Source organism: Xylophilus sp. ASV27, assembly GCF_016428875.1.
GTDB lineage: Bacteria > Pseudomonadota > Gammaproteobacteria > Burkholderiales > Burkholderiaceae_C > Xylophilus.
The window spans coordinates 1-26,417 of sequence record NZ_JAELTO010000011.1 but is presented as its reverse complement, the minus strand read 5'-3'; the positions used below and the strand labels follow the sequence as shown (position 1 = coordinate 26,417).

At 69.1% G+C, this 26,417-nt stretch carries 25 protein-coding genes; 11 read left to right on the top strand and 14 right to left on the bottom strand.

The window, feature by feature from the left end:
• Positions 1–1,452: an amidase gene (locus JHD63_RS04125; protein WP_198969446.1), complete on the top strand. Its 1,452-nt coding sequence runs from the start codon at positions 1–3 to the stop codon at positions 1,450–1,452.
• A 290-nt stretch (positions 1,453–1,742) separates the two neighbouring features.
• On the opposite strand, the gene JHD63_RS04120 is transcribed toward JHD63_RS04125, so the two are convergent.
• The 6 genes from JHD63_RS04120 to JHD63_RS04100 all read right to left on the bottom strand — a co-directional run bounded on the left by JHD63_RS04120 (position 1,743) and on the right by JHD63_RS04100 (position 6,838).
• Entirely contained in the window at positions 1,743–2,519 is a 777-nt protein-coding gene (locus tag JHD63_RS04120; protein WP_198969444.1) for an MBL fold metallo-hydrolase, read from the bottom strand.
• 223 nt (positions 2,520–2,742) lie between these two features.
• Positions 2,743–3,852 (bottom strand): outer membrane protein assembly factor BamC, encoded by a 1,110-nt coding sequence (gene bamC / locus JHD63_RS04115; protein WP_198969504.1) that lies wholly within the window; start codon positions 3,850–3,852, stop codon positions 2,743–2,745.
• Positions 3,853–3,910: 58 nt separating this feature from the next.
• Positions 3,911–4,807: a 4-hydroxy-tetrahydrodipicolinate synthase gene (dapA, locus tag JHD63_RS04110; protein WP_198969443.1), complete on the bottom strand. Its 897-nt coding sequence runs from the start codon at positions 4,805–4,807 to the stop codon at positions 3,911–3,913.
• 128 nt (positions 4,808–4,935) lie between these two features.
• Positions 4,936–5,472 carry a class I SAM-dependent methyltransferase gene (locus tag JHD63_RS04105; RefSeq protein WP_198969503.1) on the bottom strand — a complete coding sequence of 179 codons (537 nt, stop codon included), beginning with the start codon at positions 5,470–5,472 and terminating at the stop codon, positions 4,936–4,938.
• Entirely contained in the window at positions 5,472–5,606 is a 135-nt protein-coding gene (locus JHD63_RS24530; protein WP_255519249.1) for a hypothetical protein, read from the bottom strand. Before JHD63_RS24530 ends, JHD63_RS04105 begins: the two co-directional genes overlap by 1 nt.
• A complete protein-coding gene (locus JHD63_RS04100; protein WP_198969441.1) occupies positions 5,603–6,838 on the bottom strand; it encodes an MFS transporter in 1,236 nt (411 codons plus the stop codon). Before JHD63_RS04100 ends, JHD63_RS24530 begins: the two co-directional genes overlap by 4 nt.
• Positions 6,839–7,042: 204 nt before the next feature.
• On the opposite strand from JHD63_RS04100, the gene JHD63_RS04095 reads away from it, so the two are divergent.
• Positions 7,043–9,007, top strand: a complete 1,965-nt coding sequence (locus JHD63_RS04095; protein ID WP_198969439.1) for a DNA topoisomerase IV subunit B — start codon at positions 7,043–7,045, stop codon at positions 9,005–9,007.
• A gap of 131 nt (positions 9,008–9,138) precedes the next feature.
• Positions 9,139–11,487 (top strand): DNA topoisomerase IV subunit A, encoded by a 2,349-nt coding sequence (gene parC / locus JHD63_RS04090; protein WP_198969437.1) that lies wholly within the window; start codon positions 9,139–9,141, stop codon positions 11,485–11,487.
• A gap of 63 nt (positions 11,488–11,550) precedes the next feature.
• On the opposite strand, the gene JHD63_RS04085 is transcribed toward parC, so the two are convergent.
• From JHD63_RS04085 to JHD63_RS04075, 3 genes are all read right to left on the bottom strand, one after another.
• A complete protein-coding gene (locus tag JHD63_RS04085) occupies positions 11,551–12,039 on the bottom strand; it encodes a dihydrofolate reductase (protein WP_198969435.1) in 489 nt (162 codons plus the stop codon).
• Between the two features lie 105 nt (positions 12,040–12,144).
• Positions 12,145–12,417: a hypothetical protein gene (locus JHD63_RS04080; protein WP_198969433.1), complete on the bottom strand. Its 273-nt coding sequence runs from the start codon at positions 12,415–12,417 to the stop codon at positions 12,145–12,147.
• Positions 12,418–12,577: 160 nt separating this feature from the next.
• On the bottom strand, positions 12,578–13,423 hold the full coding sequence (locus JHD63_RS04075) for a thymidylate synthase (RefSeq protein WP_198969431.1): 846 nt from the start codon (positions 13,421–13,423) through the stop codon (positions 12,578–12,580).
• 177 nt (positions 13,424–13,600) lie between these two features.
• Between JHD63_RS04075 and JHD63_RS04070 the strand changes: the two genes are divergently transcribed.
• Entirely contained in the window at positions 13,601–14,212 is a 612-nt protein-coding gene (locus JHD63_RS04070) for an HD-GYP domain-containing protein (RefSeq protein WP_198969429.1), read from the top strand.
• 1 nt (position 14,213) lies between these two features.
• Here the strand turns inward: JHD63_RS04070 and JHD63_RS04065 are convergent, their stop codons facing one another.
• Together JHD63_RS04065 and JHD63_RS04060 are read right to left on the bottom strand one after the other, a co-directional pair.
• Positions 14,214–15,650: an FAD-binding oxidoreductase gene (locus JHD63_RS04065; RefSeq protein ID WP_198969428.1), complete on the bottom strand. Its 1,437-nt coding sequence runs from the start codon at positions 15,648–15,650 to the stop codon at positions 14,214–14,216.
• Positions 15,651–15,720: 70 nt separating this feature from the next.
• Positions 15,721–16,611, bottom strand: a complete 891-nt coding sequence (locus tag JHD63_RS04060; RefSeq protein ID WP_198969426.1) for a LysR family transcriptional regulator — start codon at positions 16,609–16,611, stop codon at positions 15,721–15,723.
• Positions 16,612–16,726: 115 nt separating this feature from the next.
• On the opposite strand from JHD63_RS04060, the gene JHD63_RS04055 reads away from it, so the two are divergent.
• From JHD63_RS04055 to corA, 4 genes are read left to right on the top strand one after another with little or no spacing between them, the layout of a single operon-like run.
• Complete coding sequence (locus JHD63_RS04055) at positions 16,727–17,851, top strand: mandelate racemase/muconate lactonizing enzyme family protein (RefSeq protein ID WP_198969424.1); 1,125 nt, start codon at positions 16,727–16,729, stop codon at positions 17,849–17,851.
• Complete coding sequence (locus JHD63_RS04050) at positions 17,848–18,777, top strand: dihydrodipicolinate synthase family protein (protein ID WP_198969423.1); 930 nt, start codon at positions 17,848–17,850, stop codon at positions 18,775–18,777. The genes JHD63_RS04055 and JHD63_RS04050 overlap by 4 nt, the downstream gene beginning before the upstream one ends.
• A gap of 23 nt (positions 18,778–18,800) precedes the next feature.
• Complete coding sequence (locus tag JHD63_RS04045) at positions 18,801–19,772, top strand: tripartite tricarboxylate transporter substrate binding protein (protein WP_198969421.1); 972 nt, start codon at positions 18,801–18,803, stop codon at positions 19,770–19,772.
• A 59-nt stretch (positions 19,773–19,831) separates the two neighbouring features.
• Positions 19,832–20,809: a magnesium/cobalt transporter CorA gene (gene corA / locus JHD63_RS04040; protein WP_198969419.1), complete on the top strand. Its 978-nt coding sequence runs from the start codon at positions 19,832–19,834 to the stop codon at positions 20,807–20,809.
• 84 nt (positions 20,810–20,893) lie between these two features.
• On the opposite strand, the gene JHD63_RS04035 is transcribed toward corA, so the two are convergent.
• Positions 20,894–21,298 carry a DUF2069 domain-containing protein gene (locus JHD63_RS04035; RefSeq protein WP_198969417.1) on the bottom strand — a complete coding sequence of 135 codons (405 nt, stop codon included), beginning with the start codon at positions 21,296–21,298 and terminating at the stop codon, positions 20,894–20,896.
• A gap of 22 nt (positions 21,299–21,320) precedes the next feature.
• Here JHD63_RS04035 and JHD63_RS04030 point away from each other — a divergent pair, with 22 nt between their 5' ends.
• On the top strand, positions 21,321–22,574 hold the full coding sequence (locus JHD63_RS04030; protein ID WP_198969415.1) for a YihY family inner membrane protein: 1,254 nt from the start codon (positions 21,321–21,323) through the stop codon (positions 22,572–22,574).
• Positions 22,575–22,788: 214 nt separating this feature from the next.
• On the opposite strand, the gene JHD63_RS04025 is transcribed toward JHD63_RS04030, so the two are convergent.
• Together JHD63_RS04025 and JHD63_RS04020 are read right to left on the bottom strand one after the other, a co-directional pair.
• Positions 22,789–23,598, bottom strand: coding sequence for an alpha/beta fold hydrolase (locus tag JHD63_RS04025; RefSeq protein ID WP_198969413.1), 810 nt, complete (start codon positions 23,596–23,598; stop codon positions 22,789–22,791).
• 17 nt (positions 23,599–23,615) lie between these two features.
• The gene (locus JHD63_RS04020) at positions 23,616–24,914 is read right to left on the bottom strand and encodes an O-acetylhomoserine aminocarboxypropyltransferase (RefSeq protein ID WP_198969411.1); all 1,299 of its coding nucleotides are present in this window, start codon (positions 24,912–24,914) and stop codon (positions 23,616–23,618) included.
• 95 nt (positions 24,915–25,009) lie between these two features.
• On the opposite strand from JHD63_RS04020, the gene JHD63_RS04015 reads away from it, so the two are divergent.
• Together JHD63_RS04015 and JHD63_RS24945 are read left to right on the top strand one after the other, a co-directional pair.
• The gene (locus tag JHD63_RS04015) at positions 25,010–25,462 is read left to right on the top strand and encodes a CBS domain-containing protein (RefSeq protein WP_198969409.1); all 453 of its coding nucleotides are present in this window, start codon (positions 25,010–25,012) and stop codon (positions 25,460–25,462) included.
• A gap of 191 nt (positions 25,463–25,653) precedes the next feature.
• The coding region (locus tag JHD63_RS24945) for an MCP four helix bundle domain-containing protein (RefSeq protein ID WP_198969407.1) at positions 25,654–26,417 on the top strand (764 nt) is incomplete at its 3' end.

The following is a 26,417-nucleotide window of genomic DNA, read 5'->3' as shown; positions in this document are numbered from 1 at the left end:
ATGGCGAGCGCCGCCTGCGCATCGGCCGACGCGTCGTCCCGCAGCGTCGGCGCCCGCAACTTGCAGTCCGTCGCGGACAGCGACGAACTTGCCAGGCTGGACGCCAGCGCCCAAGCCGCCCTCGTGCGCTCGGGTCGTGTCTCTCCGCTCGAACTGGTGGATGCGGCCATTGCCCGCATCGAGCGACTCAATCCCCGCCTCAACGCCCTGGTGACGCCGGACTTCGACAGGGCGCGGGATCGCGCGCGTCTGGTCAATGCGTCCGGAGCGGGGCCGTTTCCAGGCGTACCCTATGCCATCAAGGACCTACTGGACGTGAAGGGCCTGCGGCGGACCTCGGGCTCACGACTGCTGCGTGACAACGTGGCGGCGACGAGCGCGCCGCTGGTGCTGCGCTCTGAAGATTCGGGACTGATCGTCCTGGGCAAGACCAACACGCCCGAATTCGCGCTCGACGCGAGTACGGAACCACTGCTGTTCGGGCCTTCCCGCAATCCGTGGGACGTGAGCCGCTCGCCCGGTGGATCGTCCGGTGGGGCTGCCGTGGCCGTGGCTTCTGGCATGCTGCCGATGGCGCATGCGAGCGATGGCGGAGGTTCGATCCGCATCCCCGCTTCGTGCTGCGGACTCTTCGGCATGAAGCCCAGCCGAGGGCGCATGGTCGGGTCGGCGGACACTGACAGCGGCGTTGAGAATTGCGTCAGCCACTCCATACGCGACAGCGCGCGATTGTTCGCCTGGAACCAGCGCAGCGACGCTCAAGCGCCGCTGCCAGCCACGCCCGTGGTCGAGCGAGCTTCACCTCAGCGGTTGCGCATCGGCGTCTGCATCGAGGACGTCTTCGGGCGGCAGCCCAGTGCCGACGTGCGTCAAGCGACCCTGGCAGCCGCAGCGCTTTGCGAGAGGCTGGGTCATCACGTCGCCCATGTGCGATTGCCTGTGGACGGCGAGCAATTCATGGACGGCTTCATGACCGCATGGAGCGGCGGCGCCGAGCACATGTTGAGAGTTGCGGAGAGCCGCAACGCCGATCCGCAGCAGGCGCTGGAGCCGTGGACGCTCTACCTGGCGCAGCACGCCCGCGGCCTGCCGCCGCAAGCGCCTGCACGGGCGCGAACAACGTTCGCGCAGGTGAGAGAGAACATGGACGCCCTGTTCTCGGCCATCGACGTGCTGCTGAGCCCAGTCGTCGCCGACGAGCCGCCTCCTCTTGGCTTCCTGGGGCCGCAGGTTCCGGGCCCACTTCTGTGGGAGCGCCTTCTGCGCTACGTCGGCTACACCCCGATCCACAACGTGGCGGGCACGCCTGCGATGTCCGTTCCCTTGGGACGCAGCAGCCATGGGCTGCCGATCGGCACACAGTTCGCGGCGCGTCTCGGCGGAGAATCGATGCTGTTCGCGCTGGCCTATGAGCTTGAAGCTGCGAAACCGTGGTTGGATCTTCGTGGATAACGGACCGGCCCAGTCGCGCCCTTGTCAGAACGTCGCTGAGTGCAGCCGATCGGACAATCTGCTTCGCAAGTAGACCGTTGAGCCGGATCGGCGATGTCCGCTGCAGCGTTCAACTTGCCCGGACACGCTATCGCCGGCTGCGGCAAGGCTCCTATGTGACTCCTGGCCTCACCAGCACGGGGGGAAGCTGTGGGAGCGCCGGCACTCCAAGTGATTGGCTGCACTCGACTTTTGCGTCGCTGCCGAAATGCTTTGGGTACTTGACAGCGGACATTTTTCATGGGCCGCTGTCAAACCTCGAGCCAATCGGTGCCGGCGACCGGCGCTGCCACGTGGATGTCCTGCGGCTCGCAGCCCAGGGCCGTGGCCAGGCCGGCGCGGGCCAGTTCGGGGCGGTTGTTGCGTTCGCTCAGATGGGCGGCCACGACCCAGCGCAGGCCGGGGTGCCGCAGTTGCTGCGCCAGGTCCGCTGCCGCGGCATTGGCCAGGTGGCCATAGCGCCCGCCCACGCGGCGCTTGAGAAATTCCGGATAGCGCGACTGGGCGAGCAGATCCGGGTCGTGGTTGGATTCGAGCATGAGCGCGTGGCAGCCCTGCAGTTGCGCCACGACGTGGTTGCTCGCGTGGCCCAGGTCGGTCAGGACGCCCAGATGCGAGGCGCCGTCGGAGCAGCGCAACTGAAGCGGCTCGCGCGCGTCGTGCGGTACGGTGAAGGGGCGCAGTTCGAGGGCCCCGAGGGCGATGGGCTGCAGGTCGTGCGCGATGTGCAGCAGGCCATCGAAATCCGGCAGGCCCAGCGCGACGTGGGTGCCGTGGCTCATCCAGACCGGGATGCGATGGCGCAAGGCCAGCGCCTGCGCGCAGCCGATGTGGTCCGCGTGTTCGTGTGTGATGAAGATCGCGTCCAGCGCCTCCGGTGCCAGGCCGGCGGCGTCCAGGCGCTGCGCGAGGTGGCGCATGCCCAGCCCACAGTCGATCAGCAGGCGCGTGGCCTGAGTGCCGCAGCGCGCCTCGATGACCGTTGCATTGCCGGAACTGCCGCTACCCAGGTTGCGCAAGCGCAGCATGGCCGCTACCGCAAGAGCAAGGGCCGTTCACGCAGCCGGCGCGCGATCATCTCAACTGTCCACGGCGCCCGCGCACCACCCGCAGCGCATGGGGCACGGAGGTGCAGAAGACTGCGGGGCAGGCCATGCGCAGACATCCGCGGAACCGGATTTTCCGGGCCGCAGGATGTGCCCCCTTTGAGGGGGTTGGCGAAGACGCGAAGCGCGCGGCCTGGGCGTGGCCTCACTTCAGATCGTCGGCAATGATCTTGACGATGCGCCCGGCGTCCGCCGAGGTTTCGGGCGCGCCGTTGGCGTTCTGCACCGACACCGTGGTGGCGTTGCCCTGGCCGCGCACGGCGATCCGGTACTTGACCGGCGGCGCGGCATCCGGGTTGCGGTTGAAGATCTTGCCGAGGAAGCCCTGGTCCTTCTTGTCCGGGTTGGGCGCCACATAGCGCACGAAGTACAGGCCCTGGCTGCGGTCGCGGTCTTCGACGGTGAAGCCGGTGCGGTCCAGCGTCAGGCCGACGCGGCGCCAGGCGCGGTCGAAGTTCTCGTCGAGCTGCACCACGGGGGTGCCGTTGTCGCTGGCCACGCGCACGGTGTTGCGCACCTCCGGCGCGCTGGCCAGCATCTGCCTGGACTGCACTTCGGTGGCGCCGCCGAGCTTGACCATCAGGCGCCGCAGGAATTCGGCTTCCAGTTCCGGGTCGACCGGGCGCGGCTGCCACACGGTCTGGTCTTTCTGCACCTTGTCGACGTAGACCTCCTGCATGCCGCGGTGGCTGATGAAGATCTCGGTCTTGCCGTCGGCGGTGCGCTCCAGCCGGGTGCGGAACTTGTCGCGCTCGCTGGTGGAGTAGGCTGAGTCGATCAGCTTGCCCAGCGTTCTGCGGATGATGTCCTGCGGCAGCTTGGCGCGGTTCTCGGCCCAGTCGGTTTCCATGATGCCCAGGTTGGCCTGGTCGATGGTCAGCAGAAAGCCGTTCTCCATCCAGAAGTCGCGCACCGGGTCCCACAGCTTGTCGGCGGGGCGGTCCACCACCAGCCAGCGGGTATTGCCGTCGCGCTCGATGCGCACGTCGCCGATCCTCGACGCCGCCGCGTTGGCGCTGCCGGCGGGCGAGGTGACGGCCTGCGCCGCCTCGAAGCCGCTGGCCGAGACCGGCGCGCCGGCCGGCATGGCGTAGCGCGTGTCGCGCGTGAGCTGGGTCAGGTCGGGCGGCACGTCCAGCGTGGACTTGGCGCGGGTGGCGCTCTTGTAGTCGATCTTGTCGTTCTCGAGGATCGAGCACGCCGAAAGGGCCAGGGCCAGGCCGAGCAAGCCGATGTTGCGGACGACGGGTGCAATGCGGGTCACGGAAAAATCCCTTGCGTTGGTGAAGGTGGGAGCGCTGCGATGCGGAGCATCAGAGCAGGCCGCTGGCGCGCAGTGCCTGTTCGACCACGGGTTCGTTGGCCGGCGTCAGGCGCGTCATGGGCAGGCGCATCGCTCCGCCGCACAGGCCCAGGCGTTCCATGGCCCACTTGAGCGGGATCGGGTTGGCTTCGACGAACAGGTGCTTGTGCACCGGCAGCAGTTGCATCTGGATCTGCAGGGCGCGCCGCGCATCGCCGGCGATGGCGGCCACGCACAATTCGTGCATCAGGCGCGGTGCGATGTTGGCGGTGACGCTGACGTTGCCCTGGCCGCCGCACAGCATGAGCGCCACGGCGGTCGGATCGTCGCCCGAGTAGACGGCAAAACCCTTCGGGACTTCGCGGATCAGCCACTGCGCACGCTCGATGTTGCCGGTGGCTTCCTTGATGCCGACGATGCCCGGCACCTGAGCCAGGCGCAGCACGGTGTCGTGCGCCATATCGGCGACGGTGCGGCCGGGCACGTTGTAGAGCACGGTGGGCAGGTCGCCCACGGCCTCTGCGATGGCCTTGAAATGCTGGTACTGGCCTTCCTGCGTCGGCTTGTTGTAGTAGGGCACGACCTGCAACTGGCAGTCGGCGCCCACGGCCTTGGCATAGCTGGCGAGTTCGATGGCTTCGCGGGTGGAATTGGCGCCGCAGCCGGCCATGATCGGCACGCGCCCGGCGGCCTGCTCGACCGAGACGCGGATGATCTCGCGGTGCTCCTCCACGTCCACCGTGGGCGATTCACCCGTGGTGCCGACGACGCCGATGCAGTCCGTGCCCTGCGCTATGTGCCAGTCGATCAGCTTGCGCAGCGCGGGATAGTCCACGCTGCCGTCGTCGTGCATGGGGGTGACGAGGGCGACGATGCTGCCTGTAATGGGGCCGGTAGGGGAGGTCATGTCCTGGGAGGGTGCCTGTCTGTCGAGTAACCGCGGATTTTAGCTGCCGGCCGGGCCGGCACCGTTGGAGGGGTCGCGCCGGGCGCCGCCCGCGATGGAGCCGCGGCCGCGCGGCTTGGTTCCCGCCTTCACACCAGCGCGGGCGTCGCGTCATCCGCCAGGCGCACGGCGGCGATGCGCTGCACGCAGCGCGGCGAGGGCAGAGGCAGGAAACCGTCCTCGTAGGCGACCACGCGCAGGCCGGCGCAGGCCTGCAGCAGTTCGCCCGGCCGCAGCAGGAATTCCGGCCGCGACGGCCGGCCGTAGGCCGCGTTGCCGGCGGAGAAAGTCTCGTACAGCAGCACGCCGTCCGGCGCGACGCACTCGACGATGGCGGGCAGCAAGGGGCGCCAGAGATAGTTGGTGACCACCACCCCGGCAAAGCGGCGCCCGGCGAAAGGCCACGGGCCGGCCTCGATGTCGGCCTGCAACATTTCACCGAGATTTGCTACGCTATTAATAGCGTCATGCCTAATATCCACGCCGGCTACAGGATGATTTCTTGCATGAAACCAGCGCAGGTGCCGGCCGCTGCCGCAGGCGACGTCGAGCACCGCCCCGCGCGCCGGCACCAGATGCGCCCAGCGCAGGATCCAGTCCGAGGGCGCCGCCGCCGGCTCCGGCATCAGAAGCAGGCCCACACCCGGTCTGCCAGCAGCACCAGGAAGTCGGGGCGGATGTACAGCGCGAACACCGCCCCCAGCGCGGCGAGGGCCGCGGCATAGGCGGCCACCTGCGTGGCGCGGCGCTGCAGCCTCATCGGGCCGGCTCCGTGCGGGCCAGCGGCCGGCGGATCGGCTCCTCGCGCACCGGCAGGTTCACCAGCGCGGCGAACACGCCGAGCGCGATCGAGATCTTCCAGACCACGTCGTAGCTGCCGGTCCGGTCATACAGCAGACCGCCCAGCCACACCCCGAGGAAGGAGCCGAGTTGGTGCGATAGGAAGATGAAGCCGCTGAGCGTCGACAGATGCTGCACCCCGAAGATCTGCGCCACCGCCGCGTTGGTGGGCGGTATGGTGGACAGCCACAGCGTGCCCATCACGGCGGAGAAGATGTAGACGCTCATGGGCGTCACCGGGACCAGCAGGAACACCGTGATCGCCACCGCCCGCGCCGCATAGATGAAGGACAGGATGTGGCGCTTGGCCAGCCGCTGGCCGAGCGAGCCCGCGATGTAGGTGCCCAACACGTTGAACAGCCCGATCAGCGCCAGCGCGTAGCTGGCGACCTGCGGCGGCAGGCCCTGGTCGCGCAGGTAGCTGGGCATGTGCACGCCGATGAACACCACCTGGAAGCCGCAGACGAAGTAGCCGGCCGTCAGCAGCAGGAAGCTGCGGTAGCGGAAGGCTTCGCCGAGCGCCTGGGTGATGGTCTGCTCGCGCGCCGGCCGCACGCTGCCCTTGCCGAACCCGGGTTCGCGCAGGCAGAAGGCCAGCGGCACGATCAGCAGCACCATCGCCGCGAGCGCCAGCAGCGCCTGGTGCCAGCCGAGCTGGGCGATCAGCTGGCCCTCCACCGGCACCATCAGGAACTGGCCGAAGGAGCCCGCCGCCGCGGTCAAGCCCATGGCCCAGGAGCGCTTTTCAGCCGGGATCTGCCGGCCCAGGATGCCGTAGATCACGGCATAGGTCGTGCCGGCCTGGGCCGCGCCGATGGTGATCCCCGCGCTCAGGGCGAACAGCAGCGGCGTGGGCGACAGGGCCATGCCGGCCAGCCCGAGCGAATACAGCACGGCGCCCGCGATCAGCACCCGGAACGCGCCGAAGCGGTCGGCCACCATGCCGGCGAAGATGCCGAACACGCCCCAGGCGATGTTCTGCACCGCGATGGCGAAGGAAAAGCTCTGCCGCGACCAGCCCATCTCCTGCGTCACCGGCTGCAGCCAGAGGCCGAAACCGTGGCGCACGCCCATGGACAGGGTGACGATGGCCGCGCCGCAGAGCAGCACGCGGCCGAGCGACAGGGACGGGGCGGGGACGGTTGCGGACATCACTTGAATGTAGCCAGATGCGCTGCAGTGCGGCAGAGGGGCGTGTACCCGGATTGGTGACATTTTCGGCCCGAACCGATGATGGCTGCGCATCAATGTCCGGCCGCCCCGCGCCGCGCGCGGGTCCCGCGTTCGCGGTGCCGGCGATGGTTCCTGGTCGAGGCTGTACGAGCATCCAGTATCTGCTCACTACAATCCGCACCCATGGCAACTCCACCCGTCTATTCCGAAAGCTCCATCCGCGTCCTCAAGGGACTGGAGCCGGTCAAACAACGCCCGGGCATGTACACCCGCACCGACAACCCCCTGCACATCGTGCAGGAGGTGATCGACAACGCGGCCGACGAGGCGCTGGCGGGCCATGGCAAGAAGATCAAGGTCACGCTGCATGCGGACGGCTCGGTCAGCGTCGAGGACGACGGCCGCGGCATCCCGTTCGGCCTGCACCCGGAGGAAAACGCGCCCGTGATCGAGCTGGTCTTCACCCGCCTGCATGCCGGCGGCAAGTTCGACAAGGGCTCGGGCGGCGCCTACAGCTTCTCGGGCGGCCTGCATGGCGTCGGCGTGTCGGTCACCAATGCGCTGTCCACCCGGCTGGAGGCCACTTCCTACCGCGAAGGCCAGGCCGCGCGCCTGGTGTTCAGCGGTGGCGACGTGGTCGAGCCGCTGGTCACGCGCCCCTCGGGCGAGGGCGACCGCAAGCAGGGCACGACGGTGCGGGTCTGGCCCGACGCCAAGTACTTCGAATCCGCCGCGCTGCCCATGGGCGAACTCACCCACCTGCTGCGCAGCAAGGCGGTGCTGATGCCCGGCGTCACGGTCTCGCTGCTGGTCGAGAAGACCCGCGAGACGCAGACCTGGCAGTACAAGGGCGGCCTGCGCGACTACCTGATGCAGACGCTCAACGCCGACCCGGTGATCCCGCTGTTCGAGGGCGAGGGCTTCGCCGACCGCCAGCACGAGAGCTTTGCCGAGGGCGAGGGCGCGGCCTGGTGCGTGGGCTTCACCGAAGACGGCGCGCCGGTGCGCGAGAGCTACGTCAACCTGATCCCGACCAGCGCCGGCGGCACGCATGAAAGCGGCCTGCGCGACGGGCTGTTCAACGCGGTCAAGAGCTTCATCGAGCTGCACGCGCTGCTGCCCAAGGGCGTGAAGCTGCTGCCCGAAGACGTGTTCGCGCGCGCCAGCTATGTTCTCTCGGCCAAGGTGCTGGACCCGCAGTTCCAGGGCCAGATCAAGGAGCGGCTCAATTCGCGCGATGCGGTGCGGCTGGTGTCCGGCTTCGTGCGTCCGGCGCTGGAGCTGTGGCTGCACCAGCACGTGGACTACGGCAAGAAGCTGGCCGAACTCGCCATCAAGGCCGCGCAGACCCGGCAGAAGGCCGGCCAGAAGGTCGAGAAGCGCAAGGGTTCCGGTGTGGCCGTGCTGCCCGGCAAGCTCACCGACTGCGAGAGCCGCGACATCGCCCACAACGAAGTCTTCCTGGTCGAGGGCGACTCCGCCGGCGGCAGCGCCAAGATGGGCCGCGACAAGGAGAGCCAGGCCATCCTGCCGCTGCGCGGCAAGGTGCTCAACACCTGGGAGGTGGAGCGCGACCGGCTGTTCGCCAACACCGAGATCCATGACATCGCGGTGGCCATCGGCGTCGATCCGCACGGCCCGAACGACACGCCGGACCTATCCGGCCTGCGCTATGGCAAGGTCTGCATCCTGTCGGACGCCGACGTGGACGGCTCGCACATCCAGGTGCTGCTGCTCACGCTGTTCTTCCGCCACTTCCCCAAGCTGATCGAGGCCGGCCACGTCTACGTGGCGCGGCCGCCGCTGTTTCGCATCGACGCGCCGGCGCGCGGCAAGAAGCCGGCCGCCAAGGTCTATGCGCTGGACGAGGGCGAACTCAGCGCCACGCTCGACAAGCTGCGCAAGGAAGGCGTCAAGGAAAACGCCTGGACCATCAGCCGCTTCAAGGGGCTGGGCGAGATGAATGCGGAGCAGTTGTGGGAGACCACGCTCAACCCCGACACGCGCCGCCTGCTGCCGGTGCAGCTCGGGGCCATGGACTTCCTGCAGACCGAGCAGCTCATCACCAAGCTCATGGGCAAGGGCGAGGCGGCCGCGCGCCGCGAGCTGATGGAGCTGCACGGCGATGCGGTGGAGATCGACGTCTGAGCCTGTCCGCCATGCCAGAGTCCTGATTTTGAGCCAAATAGGACTGCAGCCCAGGAATATCCTGGGTTTCATGCTATGTTTTTTGAAGTGCGCGGCCAGCACTGGCGCATTTTTCCCCTGATTGCCACCCGATGAGCGACCAAGCCCCCCTCGACCTCGCCCGCCCGCGCGATCCCGACGAATCCCCCGACCTCGGGGCCTACGCCCAGCGCGCCTACCTGGAGTACGCGCTGTCGGTGGTCAAGGGCCGCGCCTTGCCCGACGTCTGCGACGGCCAGAAGCCGGTGCAGCGCCGCATCCTGTATTCCATGGAGCGCATGGGCCTGGGCTTCACCGGCGCCAATGCGGCCAGCGGGGCCAAGCCGGTCAAGAGCGCGCGCGTGGTGGGCGACGTGCTGGGCCGCTTCCATCCGCACGGCGACCAGGCCGCCTACGACGCGCTGGTGCGCATGGCGCAGGACTTCAGCCAGCGCTACCCGCTGATCGACGGCCAGGGCAACTTCGGCAGCCGCGACGGCGACGGCGCCGCGGCCATGCGCTACACCGAGGCGCGCCTGGCCAAGATCACGCGCCTGCTGCTGGAGGAAATCGACCAGGGCACGGTCGACTTCATTCCCAACTACGACGGCAGCACCGAAGAACCCCGGCAGTTGCCCGCGCGCCTGCCGTTCACGCTGCTCAATGGCGCCTCGGGCATCGCCGTGGGCCTGGCCACCGAGATCCCGAGCCACAACCTGCGCGAGATCGCCGACGCCTGCGTGGCCCTGATCAAGACGCCGCAGATGCCGGACGAGGAACTGTTCGCGCTGGTGCCGGGCCCCGACTACCCGGGCGGCGGCCAGATCATCAGCGCCGCCTCGGACATCGCCGACGCCTACCGCAGCGGCCGCGGCAGCCTCAAGGTGCGCGCGCGCTGGAAGATCGAGGAGCTTGCGCGCGGCCAGTGGAACCTGGTCGTCACCGAGCTGCCGCCGGGCGTCAGCGCGCAGCGCGTGCTGGAGGAGATCGAGGAGCTGACCAACCCCAAGGTCAAGGCCGGCAAGAAGGCGCTCTCGGCCGAGCAGGCGCAGTTGAAGGCCGTGCTGCTGGGCGTGCTCGACGGCGTGCGCGACGAGTCGAGCAAGGACGCGCCGGTGCGCCTGGTGTTCGAGCCCAAGACCGGCAGGACGCCGCAGGCCGAACTCATCGGCACGCTGCTGGCGCAGACCTCGCTGGAGACCTCCGCGCCGATCAACCTGACCATGGTCGGGCTCGACGGCCGGCCGGTGCAGAAGTCGCTGCGGCAGATGCTGCTGGAGTGGATCGAATTCCGCCAGCAGACGGTGCAGCGCCGCTCGCAGCACCGCCTGGACAAGGTGCTGGACCGCATCCACATCCTCGAAGGGCGGCAGACCGTGCTGCTCAACATCGACGAGGTGATCGCCATCATCCGCCAGGCCGACGAGCCCAAGGCCGCGCTGATCGAACGCTTCCGCCTGTCCGACCGGCAGGCCGAGGACATCCTGGAAATCCGCCTGCGCCAGCTCGCGCGGCTGGAGGCGATCAAGATCGAGCAGGAACTGGCCACGCTGCGCGACGAGCAGAAGAAGCTCGAGGAAATCCTCGGCAGCCCGGCCGCGCTGCGCCGGCTCATGGTCAAGGAGATCGAAGCCGACGCGAAGCAGTTCGCCGACGCGCGCCGCACCCTGATCCAGGCCGACAAGCGCGCCGTGGCCGAGGTGCGCGTGGTGGACGAGCCGGTCACCGTGGTCGTGTCGCAGAAGGGCTGGGTGCGCGCGCGCGGCGGCCATGGGCATGACGCCGCGGGCTTCGCCTTCAAGGCCGGCGACGGCCTGTACGGCACCTTCGAATGCCGCACGGTGGACCTGCTGCTGGCCTTCGGTAGCAACGGCCGCGTGTACTCGGTGCCGGTGGCCGCGCTGCCCAACGCGCGCGGCGACGGCCAGCCGGTGACCACGCTGATCGAACTCGAATCGGGCACGCAGATCGCGCACTACTTCGCCGGGCCCGCGGGCGCGGCGCTGCTGCTGGCCGGCTCGGGCGGCTGCGGCTTCATCGCCAACGTCGAGAACATGGTGTCGCGCCAGAAAGGCGGCAAGGCCTTCGTCGCCCTGGGCGAGGGCGAAACCCTGTGCCGCCCGAGCCTGGCCATGCTGCCCGGCAGCACGCTGGCGCCCGCCACGCACGTGGCCTGCGCCAGCACCGGCGGGCGCATCCTCACCTTCGAGATCCGCGAGTTGAAGCTCATGGAGAAGGGCGGCCGCGGCCTGACGCTGATCGACCTCGAACCCAAGGACACCCTGGCCGGCGCGGCGGCCTACACCCGCAGCGTGCGCATCGAGGGCCTGGGCCGCGGCGGCAAGCCGCGCGAGGAGACGCTGGAGATCCGCAGCCTGAACAACGCCCGCGCCGCGCGCGGCCGCAAGGGCAAGGTCGCCGACCTGGGCTTCAAGCCGCAGGCCGTGCTGCGGGTGGAGTAGGGCGGGCCACCCTTCATCATCCCCGCATCAGCTTGCGCGGCCCGGGCCGCGGCGGCGGCCTGGCTACAGGCCGCGCTCGTAGCGCACGAAGCTGAAGGGCAGGCCGCTGGCGGCCACATGCGCCTCGCGCGCCGTCTCGCGCCACTCGGGGCCGAGTGTGGGCCCATGGGCGTCGCCGTCGAAGTCGCGGTGGATCTCGGTCACCTCCACGCGCTCGGCCAGCGGCAGCGCCTGGGCGTAGATCTGCGCGCCGCCGATCACCCACACCTCCTCGTCGTGCTCACATAACCGTAGCGCGTAACCAAGGCTGGATGCGGGATTCGCGCCTTTTTCGCTCCAAGCCTGTTGGCGCGTGACGACGATGTTGGCGCGCCCCGGCAGGGGGCGGAAGCGCGCCGGCAGCGAGTCCCAGGTGCGCCGGCCCATGATCACCGGATGGCCCTGGGTCAGCGCGCGGAAATGCGCCATGTCCTCGGGCAGGTGCCAGGGCATGGCGTTGTCCTTGCCGATCACGCCGTTGGCGGCGCGGGCGAATATCAGGTTGACCTTCATGGTGCTTGGCGGGTTGGAAGTTTCGATCGCCCCAGGTGCCAGCCCAGCCTGCCTTTGATGAAGCCGTAGAGCGGGCGCTCCAGCCAGCGGTGGTGCACCACGAGACTAGCAGAGTCGCCCCCGTGGCGGCGGCGATGCCGACGGGCGCCAGGTAGGCCGAGCCGGGCAGCAGCGTCTTTCCGGGCGCAGGTGGTGGGTCGTCGCGTAGGCCGCCCAGTAGACGAAGAAGAAGGGCCACCAACCGCTGTAGATGCGCGCAAAGCGAACGCCGACTAAGCGCAGCCCGCCAGCGACCTTGCCGGAAGGCATGTGGCGCGTGGTCTCCACCATGATGAAGCCGCTGATCACGAAGAACAGGTCCAGGCCCGCGAAGCCCATGTCGGCAATCGGCCGTGCCGTGCCGCGCCGGTGACGGCGAATGGCGCGATGGGCGGGCGCATGTGGTGCAGCATCACCCAGAACGCCGCCACGAACCGCAGGGACTGGATATTGGCGATCAGGGGCGAAGCGGTGGCAGCGCCGCTCAAGCCCTGTGGCCTCATACCGCCACCGGGGCCTTGATCGCCGGATGGCACTGGTAGTCCAGCACCTCGAAGTCCTCGTATGCGTAGTCGAAGATCGAGTCCGGCCGGCGCTTGATGTGCAGCGTCGGGTAAGGGTAGGGCGCGCGCGCGAGCTGCAGCGCCACCTGTTCCCGGTGGTTGCTGTAGATGTGGCAGTCGCCGCCGGTCCAGATGAAGTCGCCCAGGTCCAGGTCGCACTGCTGCGCCACCATGTGGGTCAGCAGCGCATAGCTGGCGATGTTGAAGGGCACGCCCAGGAAGATGTCGGCGCTGCGCTGGTACAACTGGCAACTGAGCCTGCCGCGCTCGCCGCTGGCCTGCGGCGGGGCCACGTAGAACTGGAAGAAGGCGTGGCAGGGCATGAGCGCCATCTTGTCCAGCTCGGCCACGTTCCAGGCGCTGACGATGATGCGGCGCGAATCGGGGTTGGTCTTGAGCGTGTCGATCACCTGCGCGATCTGGTCGATGTGGCCGCCCTCGGGCGTCGGCCAGCTGCGCCACTGCACGCCGTAGACCGGGCCCAGGCTGCCGTCCTCGCGCGCCCATTCGTCCCAGATGGTGACGCCGCGCTCCCTCAGCCAGTGGTTGTTGCTGGAGCCGCTCAGGAACCACAGCAGCTCCTGGATGATGGAGCGCAGGTGCACCTTCTTGGTGGTGACCAGCGGGAAGCCCTCGCGCAGGTCGAAGCGCATCTGGTAGCCGAACACGCTGGTGGTGCCGGTGCCGGTGCGGTCGCCCTTCTGCACCCCATGCGCCAGGACGTGGCGCACGAAGTCCTCGTACTGGGTGCGGACGGGGCGGGATTCGGTGGAGGATGGCATGGCAGGCGGATCGCCGTGGCGACGCGGCGGTGGACGGACGGCGGATGCGCCTGATTTTAGGCGCGGACATGCGCATGGCTGCCGGCAATGGCAACGGCAGCGGCAATGGCAATCGCGATGGCATAGCATCCCCATTTCTTGCGCACCCAAGGGCACTGGCGGAATGACACGCGGATGATGGCAATCGATGAAAAAGCCCCGGACGAAGCCGGGCAGGTCCAGCTCTGTCTGAAGGTGCTGGTCCAGGCGCTGGAAGCGCGGGATGCGCTCATCTGGACCCATTCGGACCGGGTCAGCGCGCTGGTGGTGGAACTCGGCCGACAGTGCGCGCTGTCGGCCGCGGAGCTCGAATGCCTGCGCCTGGCCGCCCTGCTGCACGACATCGGCAAGATCGGCGTGCCCGACGTGGTGCTGCACAGCCCCAGCCGGCCGCAGGGCGAGGACTGGGCCAGGATGCAGGCCCATCCGGTGATCGGGGAGCGCATCTTGCTGGCCTCCGGCCTGGACAGCCTGGCGCGCATCGGCACCGTCGTGCGCCACCACCACGAAGCCGTCGACGGCAGCGGCTACCCGGACGGCCTGCGTGGCGAGGCCATTCCGCCGCTGGCGCGCATGTTGCACCTGGCCGATGCCTACGAGGCGCTGTCGACGCTGCGCCCCTACCATCCGCCGCGCAGCCACCGCGCCGTCATGGACATACTGGAGGCCGAATCCGGCGTGAAGAACGACCCCTGGATGCTGGCGCGCTTCCACGCCGTGGTCGAGCGCAGCCCTATCCGCGCGGCCTGAATCAGGCCACCACCACCCGCCCCGGGTTCAGCAGGTTCTGTGGGTCCAGCGCGCGCTTGATGGCGCGCATCATGTCCAGCGCCACCGCGGGCTTGAAGTGGGGCAGCTTGTCCACCTTCAGCGCGCCCACGCCGTGCTCGGCCGAGATCGAGCCGCCGAAGGCGGCGACCGACTCGTAGACCAGCATGTTCACGCGCTCCTCGCAATCGCGCAGGAAGGCCTTGGCATCGCCGTCGGCCGGGGCCTGCACGTTGTAGTGCAGGTTGCCGTCGCCCAGGTGGCCGAAGTTGACCAGCCGCACGCCGGGGATCTCGCGCTGCAGCAGCGCGTCGGTGGCGGCGACGAAGTCCGGGATGCGCGACACCGGTATCGACACGTCGTGCTTCACGTTCAGGCCCTCCTCGGCCTGCGCCAGCGGGATGCTCTCGCGCACGTGCCAGAGCTGCTGCGCCTGAGAGAGGTTCTCTGCCACCACGGCGTCGCCGACGCAGCCCTGCCCGAAGGCGGTCTCCAGCAGTTGCTCGAAGCGCTGGCGCGCGTGCGCCTCGGATTCGCTGTCGGAGTTTTCGAGCAGCACGCAGTAAGGCGCGGCCTCGTCGCCCAGGAAGGGCACGCGCAATTGCGGCATGTGCTTGCCGACCAGGCTCAGTGCGAACTGGCCCATCACCTCGAAGCCGGTCAGGCCGGCGCCGAGCTGCCGGTGCGCCAGGCCCAGCAGCGTGACCGCGTGCGCCAGCGAAGGCACGGCGGCCCAGGCGGTGAGCGAGGCCGCGGGCTGCGGGTAGAGCTTCAGGGTGGCCGCGGTGATGACGCCCAGCGTGCCCTCGCTGCCGATGAACAGGTCGCGCAGGTCATAGCCGGTGTTGTCCTTGCGCAGGCCGGTCAGGCCCTCCCAGACCTCGCCCTGCGCCGTGACCACCTCCAGGCCCAGGCACAGCTCGCGTGCGTTGCCGTAGCGCACCACCTGCGTGCCGCCGGCATTGGTGGCCAGGTTGCCGCCGATGGTGCAGCTGCCTTCGGCAGCGAGGCTCAGCGGGAACAGCAGGCCGGCCTGCGCGGCCGCATCCTGCAGGTTCTGCAGGATGCAGCCGGCCTCCACCGTCATGGTGAGGTTGGCCGCGTCGATGGCGCGCACGGCATTGAGCCGCGTCAGCGCCAGCACCACCTGCGTGCCGCTGTCGTCGGGCGTGCCGCCCACCACCAGACCGGTGTTGCCGCCCTGCGGCACCAGCGCCGTGCCGGCGGCGGCGCAGGCCTTGACCACGGCCGCGACCTCGGCCGTGCTGCCCGGGCGCACCACCGCCAGCGCCTTGCCGCGCACGCGCCTGCGCCAGTCCTGTTCCCAGGCGGTCAGGTCCAGGGCGGGCTCGTGGTGATGGGTCAGCACGTGGGCGTCACCGACGATGGTGCGCAGGGCTTCGAGCAGGGCGGGAATCATGGAAGGTCTCTCCGTTCAGGACGGCAAGCTTAAGGCAATGCCGACCAAGTCCCCGCGCTGGCGCGCGGACTTATTCGGCGTCGCCGTGACGCCCGAAATGGGGCCGCGCGATCTGCACCAGCGCATCGACCAGCGGCGCCCGCACGGTCGCGCGCTGCCAGAGCAGGCCCACCGTGCGGGCCGGGCAGGGCGGGGGCAGCGGCCATTTCTTCAGGTCCCGGTGGGGCGTGCCGATCACGGCCCAATCGGGCAGCACCGAAACGCCCAGCCCTTCTGCCACCAGCTTGGCGATGTACTCGATGCCATCGAGTTCGACGCGGGCGTTGGGGCGAACGCCGAGCAGTCGCAGATAGTCGTCGGCCATCTTGCCGCCGACCACCTGGCGGTCGTAGCGGATGAAGGGTTCGCGCGCGATCGTGTCCAGCGCCGAGGCGACCTTCATGCGCGCGGGCGTCAGCAACACCAGCGGCTCGCGGCGCAAGGCGTGCCAACTGCTGGTCTTGGGCAGATCGAAGCTCGGATGCACCAGGATCGCGGCATCGAGCTCGCCTGCCATCACGCGGCCATGCAGCGCTGTGCTCGATCCGGGTTCGACGTAGATCCCGATCTGCGGATGGCGCCGCACCCAGTCTTTCAGCAGCAGCGGCAGGATGCCGGTCAGGCCGGTGGGAATCGCGCCGAGCCGCAGCGGCCCGGCGGGCAGCTCTGTGTCGGAGGCGGCCGAGCGCAGGTCGCGCAGCTCGCGCAGCACGCTGCGCGCCCGCGCCAGGATGCGCGTGCCGGCCACCGTCGGCCGGACGGTGCGCCCCGAGCGCACGATGAGCTGGCTGCCGATGTCCGCCTCCAGCGCCCGCACGCGCTGCGCGATGGTGGCCGGCGTCATGTCCAGATGGCGCGCCGCCTCGGCGATGGAGCCGAGCTCCACCACCGACACGAAGCTCTGCAGAAAACGCGAATCCATACCGGCCGCTCCTGCAATAAAAGAAATAATTTACTTCTTCAGAAGATACAAAACAAGCATTTTTCTTTGCTTTGCACGATCCCAGAATCTCCTGCGACAACCACAGGAGATCAGCTTGCCGAAGATTCAATCCATCCATTTCTGCGCCGCCGCCGTTGCGCTCGATCGCGTCACCTCGTTCTCCGGGCGCAGCGTCAGCACGCGCCACTACGGGCTGGTCAAGGTCCGCTCCGATGATGGCGTGGAGGGCATCGGCTTTTGCTACGTGGGCAGCGCCGCCGGTGCGCTGTTCACCACCGCGGTCGAGCAACTGCTGGCGCCGGTGCTGCTCGGCAAGGACTCCTACGCCGTCGAGGGGCTGTGGGCCGCCATGTACCAGGAGTCGCTGCTGCAGGGGCGTTCGGGCACCGTCATGCGCGCCATCAGCGCGCTGGACACGGCGCTGTGGGACCTGAACGCCAGGACGCATGCGCTGCCGCTGCACAAGTACCTGGGCGCGGTCGAGCTCGAATCGGTGCCGGCCTATGCCAGCGGCGGCTACTACCTCGAAGGCAAGACGCCCGCCATGCTGGGCCAGGAGATGGCCGGCTACGTCGAGCAGGGCTTCACGGCCGTGAAGATGAAGACCGGCCGCCTGTCGCCCAAGGAGGAAGAGGCGCGGCTGAAGGCCGCGCGCGACGCCGTCGGGCCGGACGTCGAACTGATGATGGACTGCAACAACGGCTGGACCGACACCACGCAGGCGATGCAGTACATGCGCCGCTTCGAGGCCTACGACCCGTACTTCATCGAGGAGCCCTTCGGCCCCGACGACATCGACAGCCATGCGAAGCTGGGCCGCCTGACCCGTGTCCCGGTGGCGACGGCGGAGATCGGCTACGGCCGCTGGTACCACAAGGAACTGCTCGACAAGGGCGCCGCCTCGATCCTGCAGACCGATGCACTGGTGTGCGGCGGCATCACCGAGTGGAGGCGCATTGCCGCCACCGCCGCCAGCTACGGCGTGGTGATGTGCCCGCACTGGTTCCACGACGTGCATGCGCCGCTGGTGGCCGCCACGCCCAACGCGCGCTACGTGGAATTCTTCCGCGACGACCAGGTGCTGAACTTCCGCCGCCTGATCGACCGGCAGCTCGACCACCGCGACGGCCGCGTCGTGCTGCACCAGAGCCCGGGCCTGGGCTTTGGCTTCGACGAGCAGGCGGTGCGCCAGTACGGCCGATGGGGCGTGCTGCGATGAGCGCGCAGAAGCTGCGCGGCGTGCTGTCGCCGGTGCTCACGCCCTTCGATGCCGATCTGGCGCCATCGCGGCCGCGCTTCGTCAGGCATTGCCGCTGGCTGCTCGATCAGGGCGTGGGGCTGTCGGTCTTCGGCACCAATTCCGAGGCCAATTCACTCACCGTGCAGGAAAAGCGCGCCTTGCTGGATGCCTTGCTGGAGGAGGGCATAGCGCCTGGGCGCCTGATGCCGGGCACCGGCACCTGCGCGCTCGGCGACACCATCGAGCTCACGCGGCATGCCGTGGCCGCGGGCTGCGCCGGGGTGCTGATGCTGCCGCCGTTCTACTACAAGGGGGTGTCGGACGAAGGGCTCTTTCGCAGCTTCGCGCGGGTGATCGATGCGGTCGCCGACGCGCGCCTGCGCGTCTACCTCTACCACATTCCGCCGGTGGCGCAGGTCGGCATCAGCCTGGGCCTGGTCGAGCGCCTGCTCAGGGCCTACCCGCACACGGTGGCCGGCATCAAGGACAGTTCGGGCGACTGGAGCAATACCGAGGCCCTGCTGCGCGAGTTCCAGCCCGGGGGCTTCGACGTCTTCGCCGGCACCGAGACGGTACTGCTGCCAACCCTGCGCGGCGGCGGCGCGGGCTGCATCACCGCGACCGGCAACGTGAATCCGGCGGCCATCGTCGACCTCTACCGGCACTGGAGCGACGCCGACGCCGAGGACAAGCAGCAAGCGCTGAACGAAACCCGCGCCGTGTTCCAGAAGCTGCCGATGATCGCGGCCATGAAGGCGACCATCGCGCGCTTCACGGGCGATGCCGGCTGGGCGGCCGTGCGTCCGCCGCTGGTCGAGATCGAGGACGCGCAGCGCGCGGAGCTGGCCGAGGGCCTCGACGGCCGCGGCTTCTGCATGCCCAACGCAGCGGCACTCGCCGCTTGAGATTCACCACAAGGAGACAAACCATGCAACGCAGACTGTTTGCGGGGGCCGCGCTTGCCGCCGGCCTGGGCGCCACGGGCGTGTTCGGCCAGACCATGCCCAGGAGCGCGGTGCGCATCGTCGTCGGCTTTCCGCCCGGCGGCGGCACCGACGTGCTGGCGCGGCTGCTGGGCCAGAAGCTGGGGGCGACGTGGGGCATTCCGGTGTTCGTCGACAACCGGGCCGGCGCCGCCGGCATCATCGCGGCCGAGCAGGTGGCGCGTGCCGAGCCCGACGGCGCGACCCTGCTCATGGCGCACATCAACAGCCACGGCATCGCGCCCGGGCTGCAGCCGGGCCTGCCCTATTCCGCCGAGCGCGACTTCACGCCGATTGCGCTGGTCGGCGCCACGCCGCAGATGCTGATCTGCGCCAGCGACCAGCCGGTCAGGACGCTCGACGGACTGGTCGCGCTGTGCCGCAGCCAGCCCGGCAAGATCGTCTTCGGCTCGGCCGGCAACGGCTCGGCCCAGCACCTGGCGCTGGAGCTGTTCAAGGCGCGCGCCGGCATCGACGTGCTGCACGTGCCGTACAAGGGCTCCACGCCGCTTGTCACCGACATGCTCGGCGGGCACGTGCAGTACAGCTTCGAGGGCATGACCACCGCCGCGCAGTACCTCGGCGGCGGCAAGATGACGGCGATTGCCCAGACGCGCCTGCGGCGCTCCAGGAGTTTCCCGGCCGTGCCCACGCTCGCGGAATCGGGGTTCGACGGGTTCGAGGCCAGCATCTGGTTCGGCCTGGTCGGGCCGGCGCGCATGCCCCCGGCGCTGGTCGCGCGCATGAACAAGGACGTCAACACCGTGCTGGCGATGCCGGACGTGATCGCGCGGCTCGATCAGTTCGGCGCCGAGGACGGCGGCGGCAGCGCGCAGCGCTTCGGCGACTTCATGCATGCCGAACGCGAGAAGTGGGCGCGCATCATCAAGACGGCGCAGATCACCGTGGACCGGTAGGGCGCCTGCGGGCGTGGCACCATCGGCGGCTCCTTTCACAGCGAATTCGTGGGGTTCCGATGCTGATCAACTGCGTGGCGTACGAAAACGGTGCCAAGCTCGCCGACATTTCGGTCGAGGACATCAGCGACTACATCAGCCGCCCGGGGTGCTTCGTCTGGGTGGCGCTGCGCGATCCCTCGGACGAGGAACTGAGCGAGATGCAGCAGGAGTTCGGCCTGCACCCGCTGGCGGTGGAGGACGCGCACCACGGCCATCAGCGCCCGAAGGTGGAGGAGTACGGCGATTCGCTGTTCGTGGTGATGCACCTGGTCGAGCCCTCGGCCGAGGGCGAGCACTGCGCCAATGTGGGCGAGGTCGACGTCTTCGTCGGCGCCAACTACGTGCTGTCGGTGCGCAACCGCAGCCAGCAGGGTTTCCTGGGCGTGCGCGAGCGCTGCGAGCGCGAGCCCGAGCTGCTGCGCAACGGCGCGGGCTTCGTGCTGTATGCGCTGATGGATGCGGTGGTGGACCGCTACTTCCCGGTGATCGACGCGCTGGAGGTGGAGCTGGAATCCATCGAGCAGCAGCTCTTCGGCCAGGGCGGCGCGGCGCGCGACAAGATCAAGCAGCTCTACGACCTGAAGCGGCGCAGCATGGTCCTCAAGCGCGCGGTGGCGCCGCTGCTGGAGGCGGCCGGCAAGCTGCACGGCAGCCGCGCGCCGCAGGTCTGCGCCAGCTCGCAGGAGTACTTCCGCGACGTGGGCGACCACCTGGGGCGCATCAACGGCTCGATCGACGCCATGCGCGACACCATCGGCACGGCGATCCAGGTGAACCTCTCGATGGTCACCATCGAGGAAAGCGAGGTCACCAAGCGGCTGGCGGCCTGGGCCAGCATCTTCGCCGTGTGCACCGCCTTCGCCGGCATCTGGGGCATGAACTTCGAGCACATGCCGGAGTTGAAATTCCGCTACGGCTACGCCGTGGCGCTGGGCCTGATCGTCAGCACTTGCGGCTATCTGTACTACCGCTTCAGGCGCGCCGGCTGGCTCTGAGCGGCAGCGCTTGGTTTGCTATCGAATATATAGCTTATAGCCCAGGTGGATTCTGGGCTGGAGGCACTTTTCGTCAGAAACGGACTACCCCGGCTGCGCCGCCGCCGCAGCGGCCTGCCGCGCGTGGCGCAGGCGCAGCCGCACGTGCAGCGCGCAGGCCAGGAACAGCAGCAGGCACAGCACGATCTCGGCCATGGCCAGCCAGTTGCCGGGCGGCGGGTCGCTCCAGGCGCGCACCACGCCTTCGGTGAAGTACAGCCACACCAGCAGGCTCACCCAGCGGTAGGTGTACATGCGGTGCTTGAGCAGGCCCGCCAGCGGAATGCACAGCGGCAGCGCCTTCAGCGCCAGCCACGAGCCGCCCGGCCGCAGCGGCGCCAGCGCCAGCTCCCACGCCAGCGACAGCGCGATCAGGCCCAGCAGGCTGCCGACGGCGAGCCAGCGGGTGCGGCGCACGGCCTGGTGTACGGGTGGGGTGGGGCGGGTCATGGCGATGGCATCATACGAGACCATGTCAGAGCCCCCGCCCCTGCAGCGCCGTTCGCGCATCCATGCCCTGCGCGCACGGGTCAGGACGCTGCTGCGCGGCCTCTCCCGCTTCCCCTGGCGCGTGACCGCGCTCACGCTGCGCGAGCGCTTCCGCGAGGACCAGCTCGCGCTCACGGCCGGCAGCCTGACCTTCACCACGGTGCTGGCGCTGGTGCCCTTCTTCACGGTGGCGCTGGCGGTGTTCACCGCGTTTCCCATGTTCAGCCAGGTGCAGGAGCAACTGCAGCGCTGGCTGATCGCCAGCCTGGTGCCCGAGGGCATTGCGCGCCAGGTGCTGGGCTACCTGACCCAGTTCGCCAGCAAGGCGAGCCGGCTCGGGGTGGCGGGGCTGTCCTTCCTGCTGGTGACGGCGCTGGCGCTGATCCTCACCATCGACCAGCGGCTCAACGCCATCTGGCGCGTGCGCCGGCCGCGCCCGCTCGGGCAGCGGGTGCTGATCTACTGGGCCGCGATCACGCTCGGGCCGCTGGTGCTGGGCGTGAGCCTGTCCATCACCTCGTTCGCGGTCTCGCAGTCGCGCGGCGTGGTCGAGGGGCTGCCCGGCGGGCTGCAACTGCTGCTGGGTTCGCTCGAATTCCTGCTGCTGGCCGCCGGCATGGCCGCGCTCTACCACTACGTGCCCAACACCCGGGTGAAGTGGGGACACGCCTGGATCGGCGGCCTGTTCGTGGCCTTCTGCATCGAAGGCGGCAAGAAGCTGCTGGGCCTGTACGTGGCGGCGGTGCCGACCTATTCGGTGCTGTACGGCGCGTTCGCGGCCTTGCCGATCCTGCTGGTGTGGATGTACATGGCCTGGGTCATCGTGCTGCTGGGCGCGGTCATCGCCGCCTACCTGCCCAGCCTGCTGGCCGGCGTGGCCCGGCGCGCCGGGGCGCACGGCTGGCAGTTCCAGCTGGCGATCGAGGTGCTGCAGCAACTGCGCGAGGCGCAGCAGGCGGGCATCGCCGGGCGCACCACGCTGGAGCTGGCGCAGGCGCTGCGGATCGACGCCCTGCAGCTGCGGCCTGTGCTCGATACCCTGAGCGCCCTGGACTGGACCGGCCAGTTGCGCGAGCAGGCCGACGACGCGCCCTCGCGCAACGTGCTGCTGGCCGACCCGGCGCGCACCCCGCTCGCGCCCCTGGTGCACCGGCTGCTGCTGCCGCGCGCGCCCACGCTCGAGCCACTGTGGGAAAACGCCCGGCTGGAGCGGTTGATGCTGGCTGAAGTGCTATAGATAGCAGAGCTAAAAGCCCTGGAACCATCTGAAGTTCCTATTGCTTTATGCATGGAAAGCACGCCACTCTAGGGCTCGATGCTATCTATTTTGATGAATCCCCCGGTTCATAGGCGGTGCTGCGCCCACCCCCGGGTGTTTTCTTCAATGCGCCCAGCGCCAGCAAGGCGCCGATGTCAGCAAGAGCAGCTTTCCGGCGCCCCGGGGCTCGCGCCTATCGTGCGAGAAAGTCCCGGATCGCAAACAGCGTCTGCTCCGGCGCCTCGCTCATCTGGTGGTGGCCGCTGGGCAGGCTCGCGATGCGCACCTCGCGCCCTGCGGCCCGGGCGGCCTCGATCAGGCCCTGCGCGGCCTTGGGCGGCGTCATCTGGTCCTGCTCGCCCAGCGCGAACAGCACCGGGCACTGCAGCGCGGCCATCGCCGCCGTGCCGCCCGCGTAGCCGTCGCAGGCCTTGAAGCCGGCGTGCAGCAGGTTGGTGCGCGCATTGCTGGCCAGCACGCGCCGGCCCAGCGCCATGCCGGCGCCGAACACCCAACTGCCCGCACCGCCCGGTGGCGCCAGCGTGGCGCGCGAGAAGGTGTTGACCATGCGGATGGCCTGCTCGGGCGTGTTCAGCGCCGACTCCAGCAGCGCGGGCGAGACCTTCATCGGGAAGGCCGTGCCCACCAGCACCAGGTGGCTCACGCGCACGCCCAGCCGTGCCGCCGCTTCCATGGCGATCAGGCTGCCCCAGCTGTGGCCGATCAGCGCGGCCTTGTGCAGGCCGGCCGCATCCATCAGGTGGGCGATGCACTGAGCGGCGCTCTCCACGCTCTCGGGCGCCTCGCCCTCGCTCCTGCAGTGGCCGGGCAGGTCGAGCGCCAGCACGTTCCATCCGTGGTGCGCCAGGTAGCGGCTCTGCAGCGCCCAGACGCTGTGGTCGCCCAGCACGCCGTGGATCAGGATGGCCGTGGGCTGGGCGGGGTCGAAGGCCTTGCCGCCGGTGTAGGCGTAGAGGGCGTGGCCTTGTACGTCGATCTTCATGCGCTCTTTCCGTGTGCTTATGCGGCCTTCTCGGCGGCCTTGAGGGCGCGCTTGAGGTCGTCGATCAGGTCGTCGGCATCTTCCAGGCCGATGGACAGGCGGATCGTGCCCTGGGTGATGCCGGCGTCGGCCAGCGCCTCGTCGCTCATGCGGAAATGCGTGGTGCTGGCCGGGTGGATGACCAGGCTGCGGCAGTCGCCCACGTTGGCCAGGTGGCTGAAGACCTTGAGCGTTTCGATGAACTCGCGGCCCTGCCCGCGATGGCCCTTGAGGTCGAAGCTGAACACCGGGCCCGCGCCGCGCGGCAGCAGCTTTTGCGCGAGCTGGTGCGAGGGATGGCTTTCGAGCAGCGGATGGCCCACGCGGCCGACCAGCGGGTGGCCGGCCAGGAACTGCACCACCTTCTCGGTGTTGCGCATATGGCGCTCCATGCGCAGCGGCAGCGTCTCGATGCCCTGCAGGATCAGCCAGGCGGTGTGCGGGCTCATGCAGGCGCCGAAGTCGCGCAGCCCCTCGCGGCGCGCACGCAGCAGGAAGGCGCCTACGGTGCTTTCCTCGGCGAACACCATGTCGTGGAAGCCGTCGTAGGGCCGGGTCAGCTCGGGAAAGCGCCCGGACCGGTCCCAGTCGAAGCTGCCGCCGTCGACCACGACGCCGCCGACCACGGTGCCATGGCCCGACAGGAACTTGGTGGCCGAGTGGTAGACGATGTCCGCGCCATGCTCGAAGGGCTTGATCAGCCAGGGCGAAGTCAGCGTGGAGTCCACCAGCAGCGGCACGCCGGCTTCGTGGGCGATCGACGAGACGGTGGGGATGTCCAGCACGTCCAGGCCCGGGTTGCCCACCGTCTCGCCGAACAGCAGCCGGGTGTTGGGCCGGATGGCGGCGCGCCAGCCGTCGACGTCGCCCGGCTTGACGAAGGTGGTGGAAATGCCGAAACGCCGCAGCGTGTAGTGCAGCAGGTTCTGCGAGCCGCCATAGAGCGCGGTCGAGGCCACGATGTGGCTGCCCGCGCCCATCAGCGTGGCCACCGAGAGGTGCAGCGCCGCCTGGCCGCTGGCCGTGGCGAGCGCGCCGATGCCGCCCTCCAGCGCCGCCACGCGCTGCTCCAGCACCGCATTGGTCGGGTTGCTGATGCGCGAATAGACGTGTCCCGGGCGCTCCAGGTTGAACAGCGAAGCCGCGTGCTCACTCGAATCGAACACGAAGGACGTGGTGAGATGGATCGGCACCGCGCGCGCGCCGGTGGCAGGGTCTGGCGCGGCGCCCGCGTGCAGGGCGAGCGTGTCGAAGCCGGGGTCGGAATAGCCGGGCAATGCAGTCTCCTCGTGAATCACGTGTCCGCGCGCCGGGTGCGCGGTTGGGGGCATTGTGGGCTATATTCAATTCGCGCTATCCCACGGAGACCCCCATGAAAGTCAGCGACATCCTGCGCGTCAAGGGCAATACGCTCTACACCGTCAATCCCGACGAACCGCTTGCCTCGGCCATCAACATCATGTCCGAGCGCGACATCGGCTCGCTGGTCGTGATGGAGCTGGGCGATCTGGTGGGCATGCTCACCTTCCGCGAAGTCATCCAGACCATCGTGAAGAACGGCGGCGGCGTCGGCGCCACCCTGGTCCGCTCCGCCATGGACGACCACCCCCTGACCTGCACCTCCGAGACCGAACTGGACGAGGTGCGCCGCATGATGCTGGACCGCCACGCGCGCTACATGCCGGTGATGGACAGCAAGATGCTGATGGGCGTGATCAGCTTCTACGACGTCGCCAAGGCCGTGGTGGACAGCCAGAACTTCGAGAACAAGATGCTCAAGGCCTACATCCGCGACTGGCCCGAAGGCGCCGAAGAGCCAAGCTGACGCGCGCCGCCCATGCGAGGAATGCCGATGCATTTTTTGCATGGATCCGTCCTGCTTCGGCATTGGCACCGGCGCCCGGCGCGCCTTACAGTCGCGCCGGCCTTCCGGCCGGTGAATGCATGCGGGTATGTCCCTTGCATGGCACGATTGGGGCCACAGCCTCTATTTGCCACAAGACAACCCCCCCCACCGTGAGCTTCTTTGAAAACATGCGGGTCGCCCGCAAGGTCTGGGGCGCGTTCGTCTTGCTGCTGGCGGCCATGCTGGCCATTGCCGCGCTGACCTACTGGCAGACCCAGGCCCGCAATGCCGATGCCGCCCGCTACGACCTGATCGCCCAGGCCCTGCAGTGGCGCGGGCTGACGGAAGTCAGCATCACCAAGACCATGGCCGGCGCGCTCAGCGCCGACCCGACGGTGGCGGACTTGTTCAAGGAGGAGCAGGCCCACGCCGCCGCCGCCATGCAGAATTTGCGCGAGAAGTTGGGCGCCTCCGAGGACACCGAGACCGGCCGCGCGCAACTCGCGCGCATCGACGAACTGGCCGCCAAACTGAAGGAGGGCACGGGCGTCCTGCTGGCGGCGGCGGAGGACGGCGATGGCGCCGTGGTCGTCGGCAAGCTGCAGGGCACCTACCGGCCGGCGGCGCTGGCCTATCTCGCGGCCATCGAGGACTACGTGCGCATCCGGCAGGAGCGCTCGGAGACGGTCGCGGCCGAGGCCGCCGCCGCGGGCCGGCGGCTGGCCATCGCGGGCGGCGCCGGGGCGCTGGTGCTGGTGCTGCTGGGCATGGCCGTCGCCGCGCTGCTGGTGCGCTCCATCCGCGACCCGCTGGCGCGCTCGGTGGACCTGGCCCATGCCATCTCCGCCGGCGACCTGACGCAGCAGATCGTCAGCACCCGGCGCGACGAGTTCGGCGAGCTGCAGCGCGCCCTCGGCCAGATGAACGCCTTCCT

Excerpts from the sequence above, each read along its gene's own strand:
- corA (WP_198969419.1), top strand. The coding sequence starts at position 19,832 with ATGCTGATCAACTGCGTGGCGTACGAAAACGGTGCCAAGCTCGCCGAC.
- JHD63_RS04105 (WP_198969503.1), bottom strand. The coding sequence starts at position 5,472 with ATGCCGGAGCCGGCGGCGGCGCCCTCGGACTGGATCCTGCGCTGGGCG.
- JHD63_RS04120 (WP_198969444.1), bottom strand. The coding sequence starts at position 2,519 with ATGCTGCGCTTGCGCAACCTGGGTAGCGGCAGTTCCGGCAATGCAACG.
- JHD63_RS04100 (WP_198969441.1), bottom strand. The coding sequence starts at position 6,838 with ATGTCCGCAACCGTCCCCGCCCCGTCCCTGTCGCTCGGCCGCGTGCTG.
- JHD63_RS04015 (WP_198969409.1), top strand. The coding sequence starts at position 25,010 with ATGAAAGTCAGCGACATCCTGCGCGTCAAGGGCAATACGCTCTACACC.
- JHD63_RS04095 (WP_198969439.1), top strand. The coding sequence starts at position 7,043 with ATGGCAACTCCACCCGTCTATTCCGAAAGCTCCATCCGCGTCCTCAAG.
- JHD63_RS04030 (WP_198969415.1), top strand. The coding sequence starts at position 21,321 with ATGTCAGAGCCCCCGCCCCTGCAGCGCCGTTCGCGCATCCATGCCCTG.
- JHD63_RS04065 (WP_198969428.1), bottom strand. The coding sequence starts at position 15,650 with ATGATTCCCGCCCTGCTCGAAGCCCTGCGCACCATCGTCGGTGACGCC.
- JHD63_RS04125 (WP_198969446.1), top strand. The coding sequence starts at position 1 with ATGGCGAGCGCCGCCTGCGCATCGGCCGACGCGTCGTCCCGCAGCGTC.
- JHD63_RS24530 (WP_255519249.1), bottom strand. The coding sequence starts at position 5,606 with ATGAGGCTGCAGCGCCGCGCCACGCAGGTGGCCGCCTATGCCGCGGCC.
- JHD63_RS04035 (WP_198969417.1), bottom strand. The coding sequence starts at position 21,298 with ATGACCCGCCCCACCCCACCCGTACACCAGGCCGTGCGCCGCACCCGC.
- JHD63_RS04025 (WP_198969413.1), bottom strand. The coding sequence starts at position 23,598 with ATGAAGATCGACGTACAAGGCCACGCCCTCTACGCCTACACCGGCGGC.
- parC (WP_198969437.1), top strand. The coding sequence starts at position 9,139 with ATGAGCGACCAAGCCCCCCTCGACCTCGCCCGCCCGCGCGATCCCGAC.
- JHD63_RS04060 (WP_198969426.1), bottom strand. The coding sequence starts at position 16,611 with ATGGATTCGCGTTTTCTGCAGAGCTTCGTGTCGGTGGTGGAGCTCGGC.
- JHD63_RS04045 (WP_198969421.1), top strand. The coding sequence starts at position 18,801 with ATGCAACGCAGACTGTTTGCGGGGGCCGCGCTTGCCGCCGGCCTGGGC.
- JHD63_RS04070 (WP_198969429.1), top strand. The coding sequence starts at position 13,601 with ATGGCAATCGATGAAAAAGCCCCGGACGAAGCCGGGCAGGTCCAGCTC.
- JHD63_RS04080 (WP_198969433.1), bottom strand. The coding sequence starts at position 12,417 with ATGGGCTTCGCGGGCCTGGACCTGTTCTTCGTGATCAGCGGCTTCATC.
- JHD63_RS04085 (WP_198969435.1), bottom strand. The coding sequence starts at position 12,039 with ATGAAGGTCAACCTGATATTCGCCCGCGCCGCCAACGGCGTGATCGGC.
- dapA (WP_198969443.1), bottom strand. The coding sequence starts at position 4,807 with ATGACCTCCCCTACCGGCCCCATTACAGGCAGCATCGTCGCCCTCGTC.
- JHD63_RS04050 (WP_198969423.1), top strand. The coding sequence starts at position 17,848 with ATGAGCGCGCAGAAGCTGCGCGGCGTGCTGTCGCCGGTGCTCACGCCC.
- JHD63_RS04075 (WP_198969431.1), bottom strand. The coding sequence starts at position 13,423 with ATGCCATCCTCCACCGAATCCCGCCCCGTCCGCACCCAGTACGAGGAC.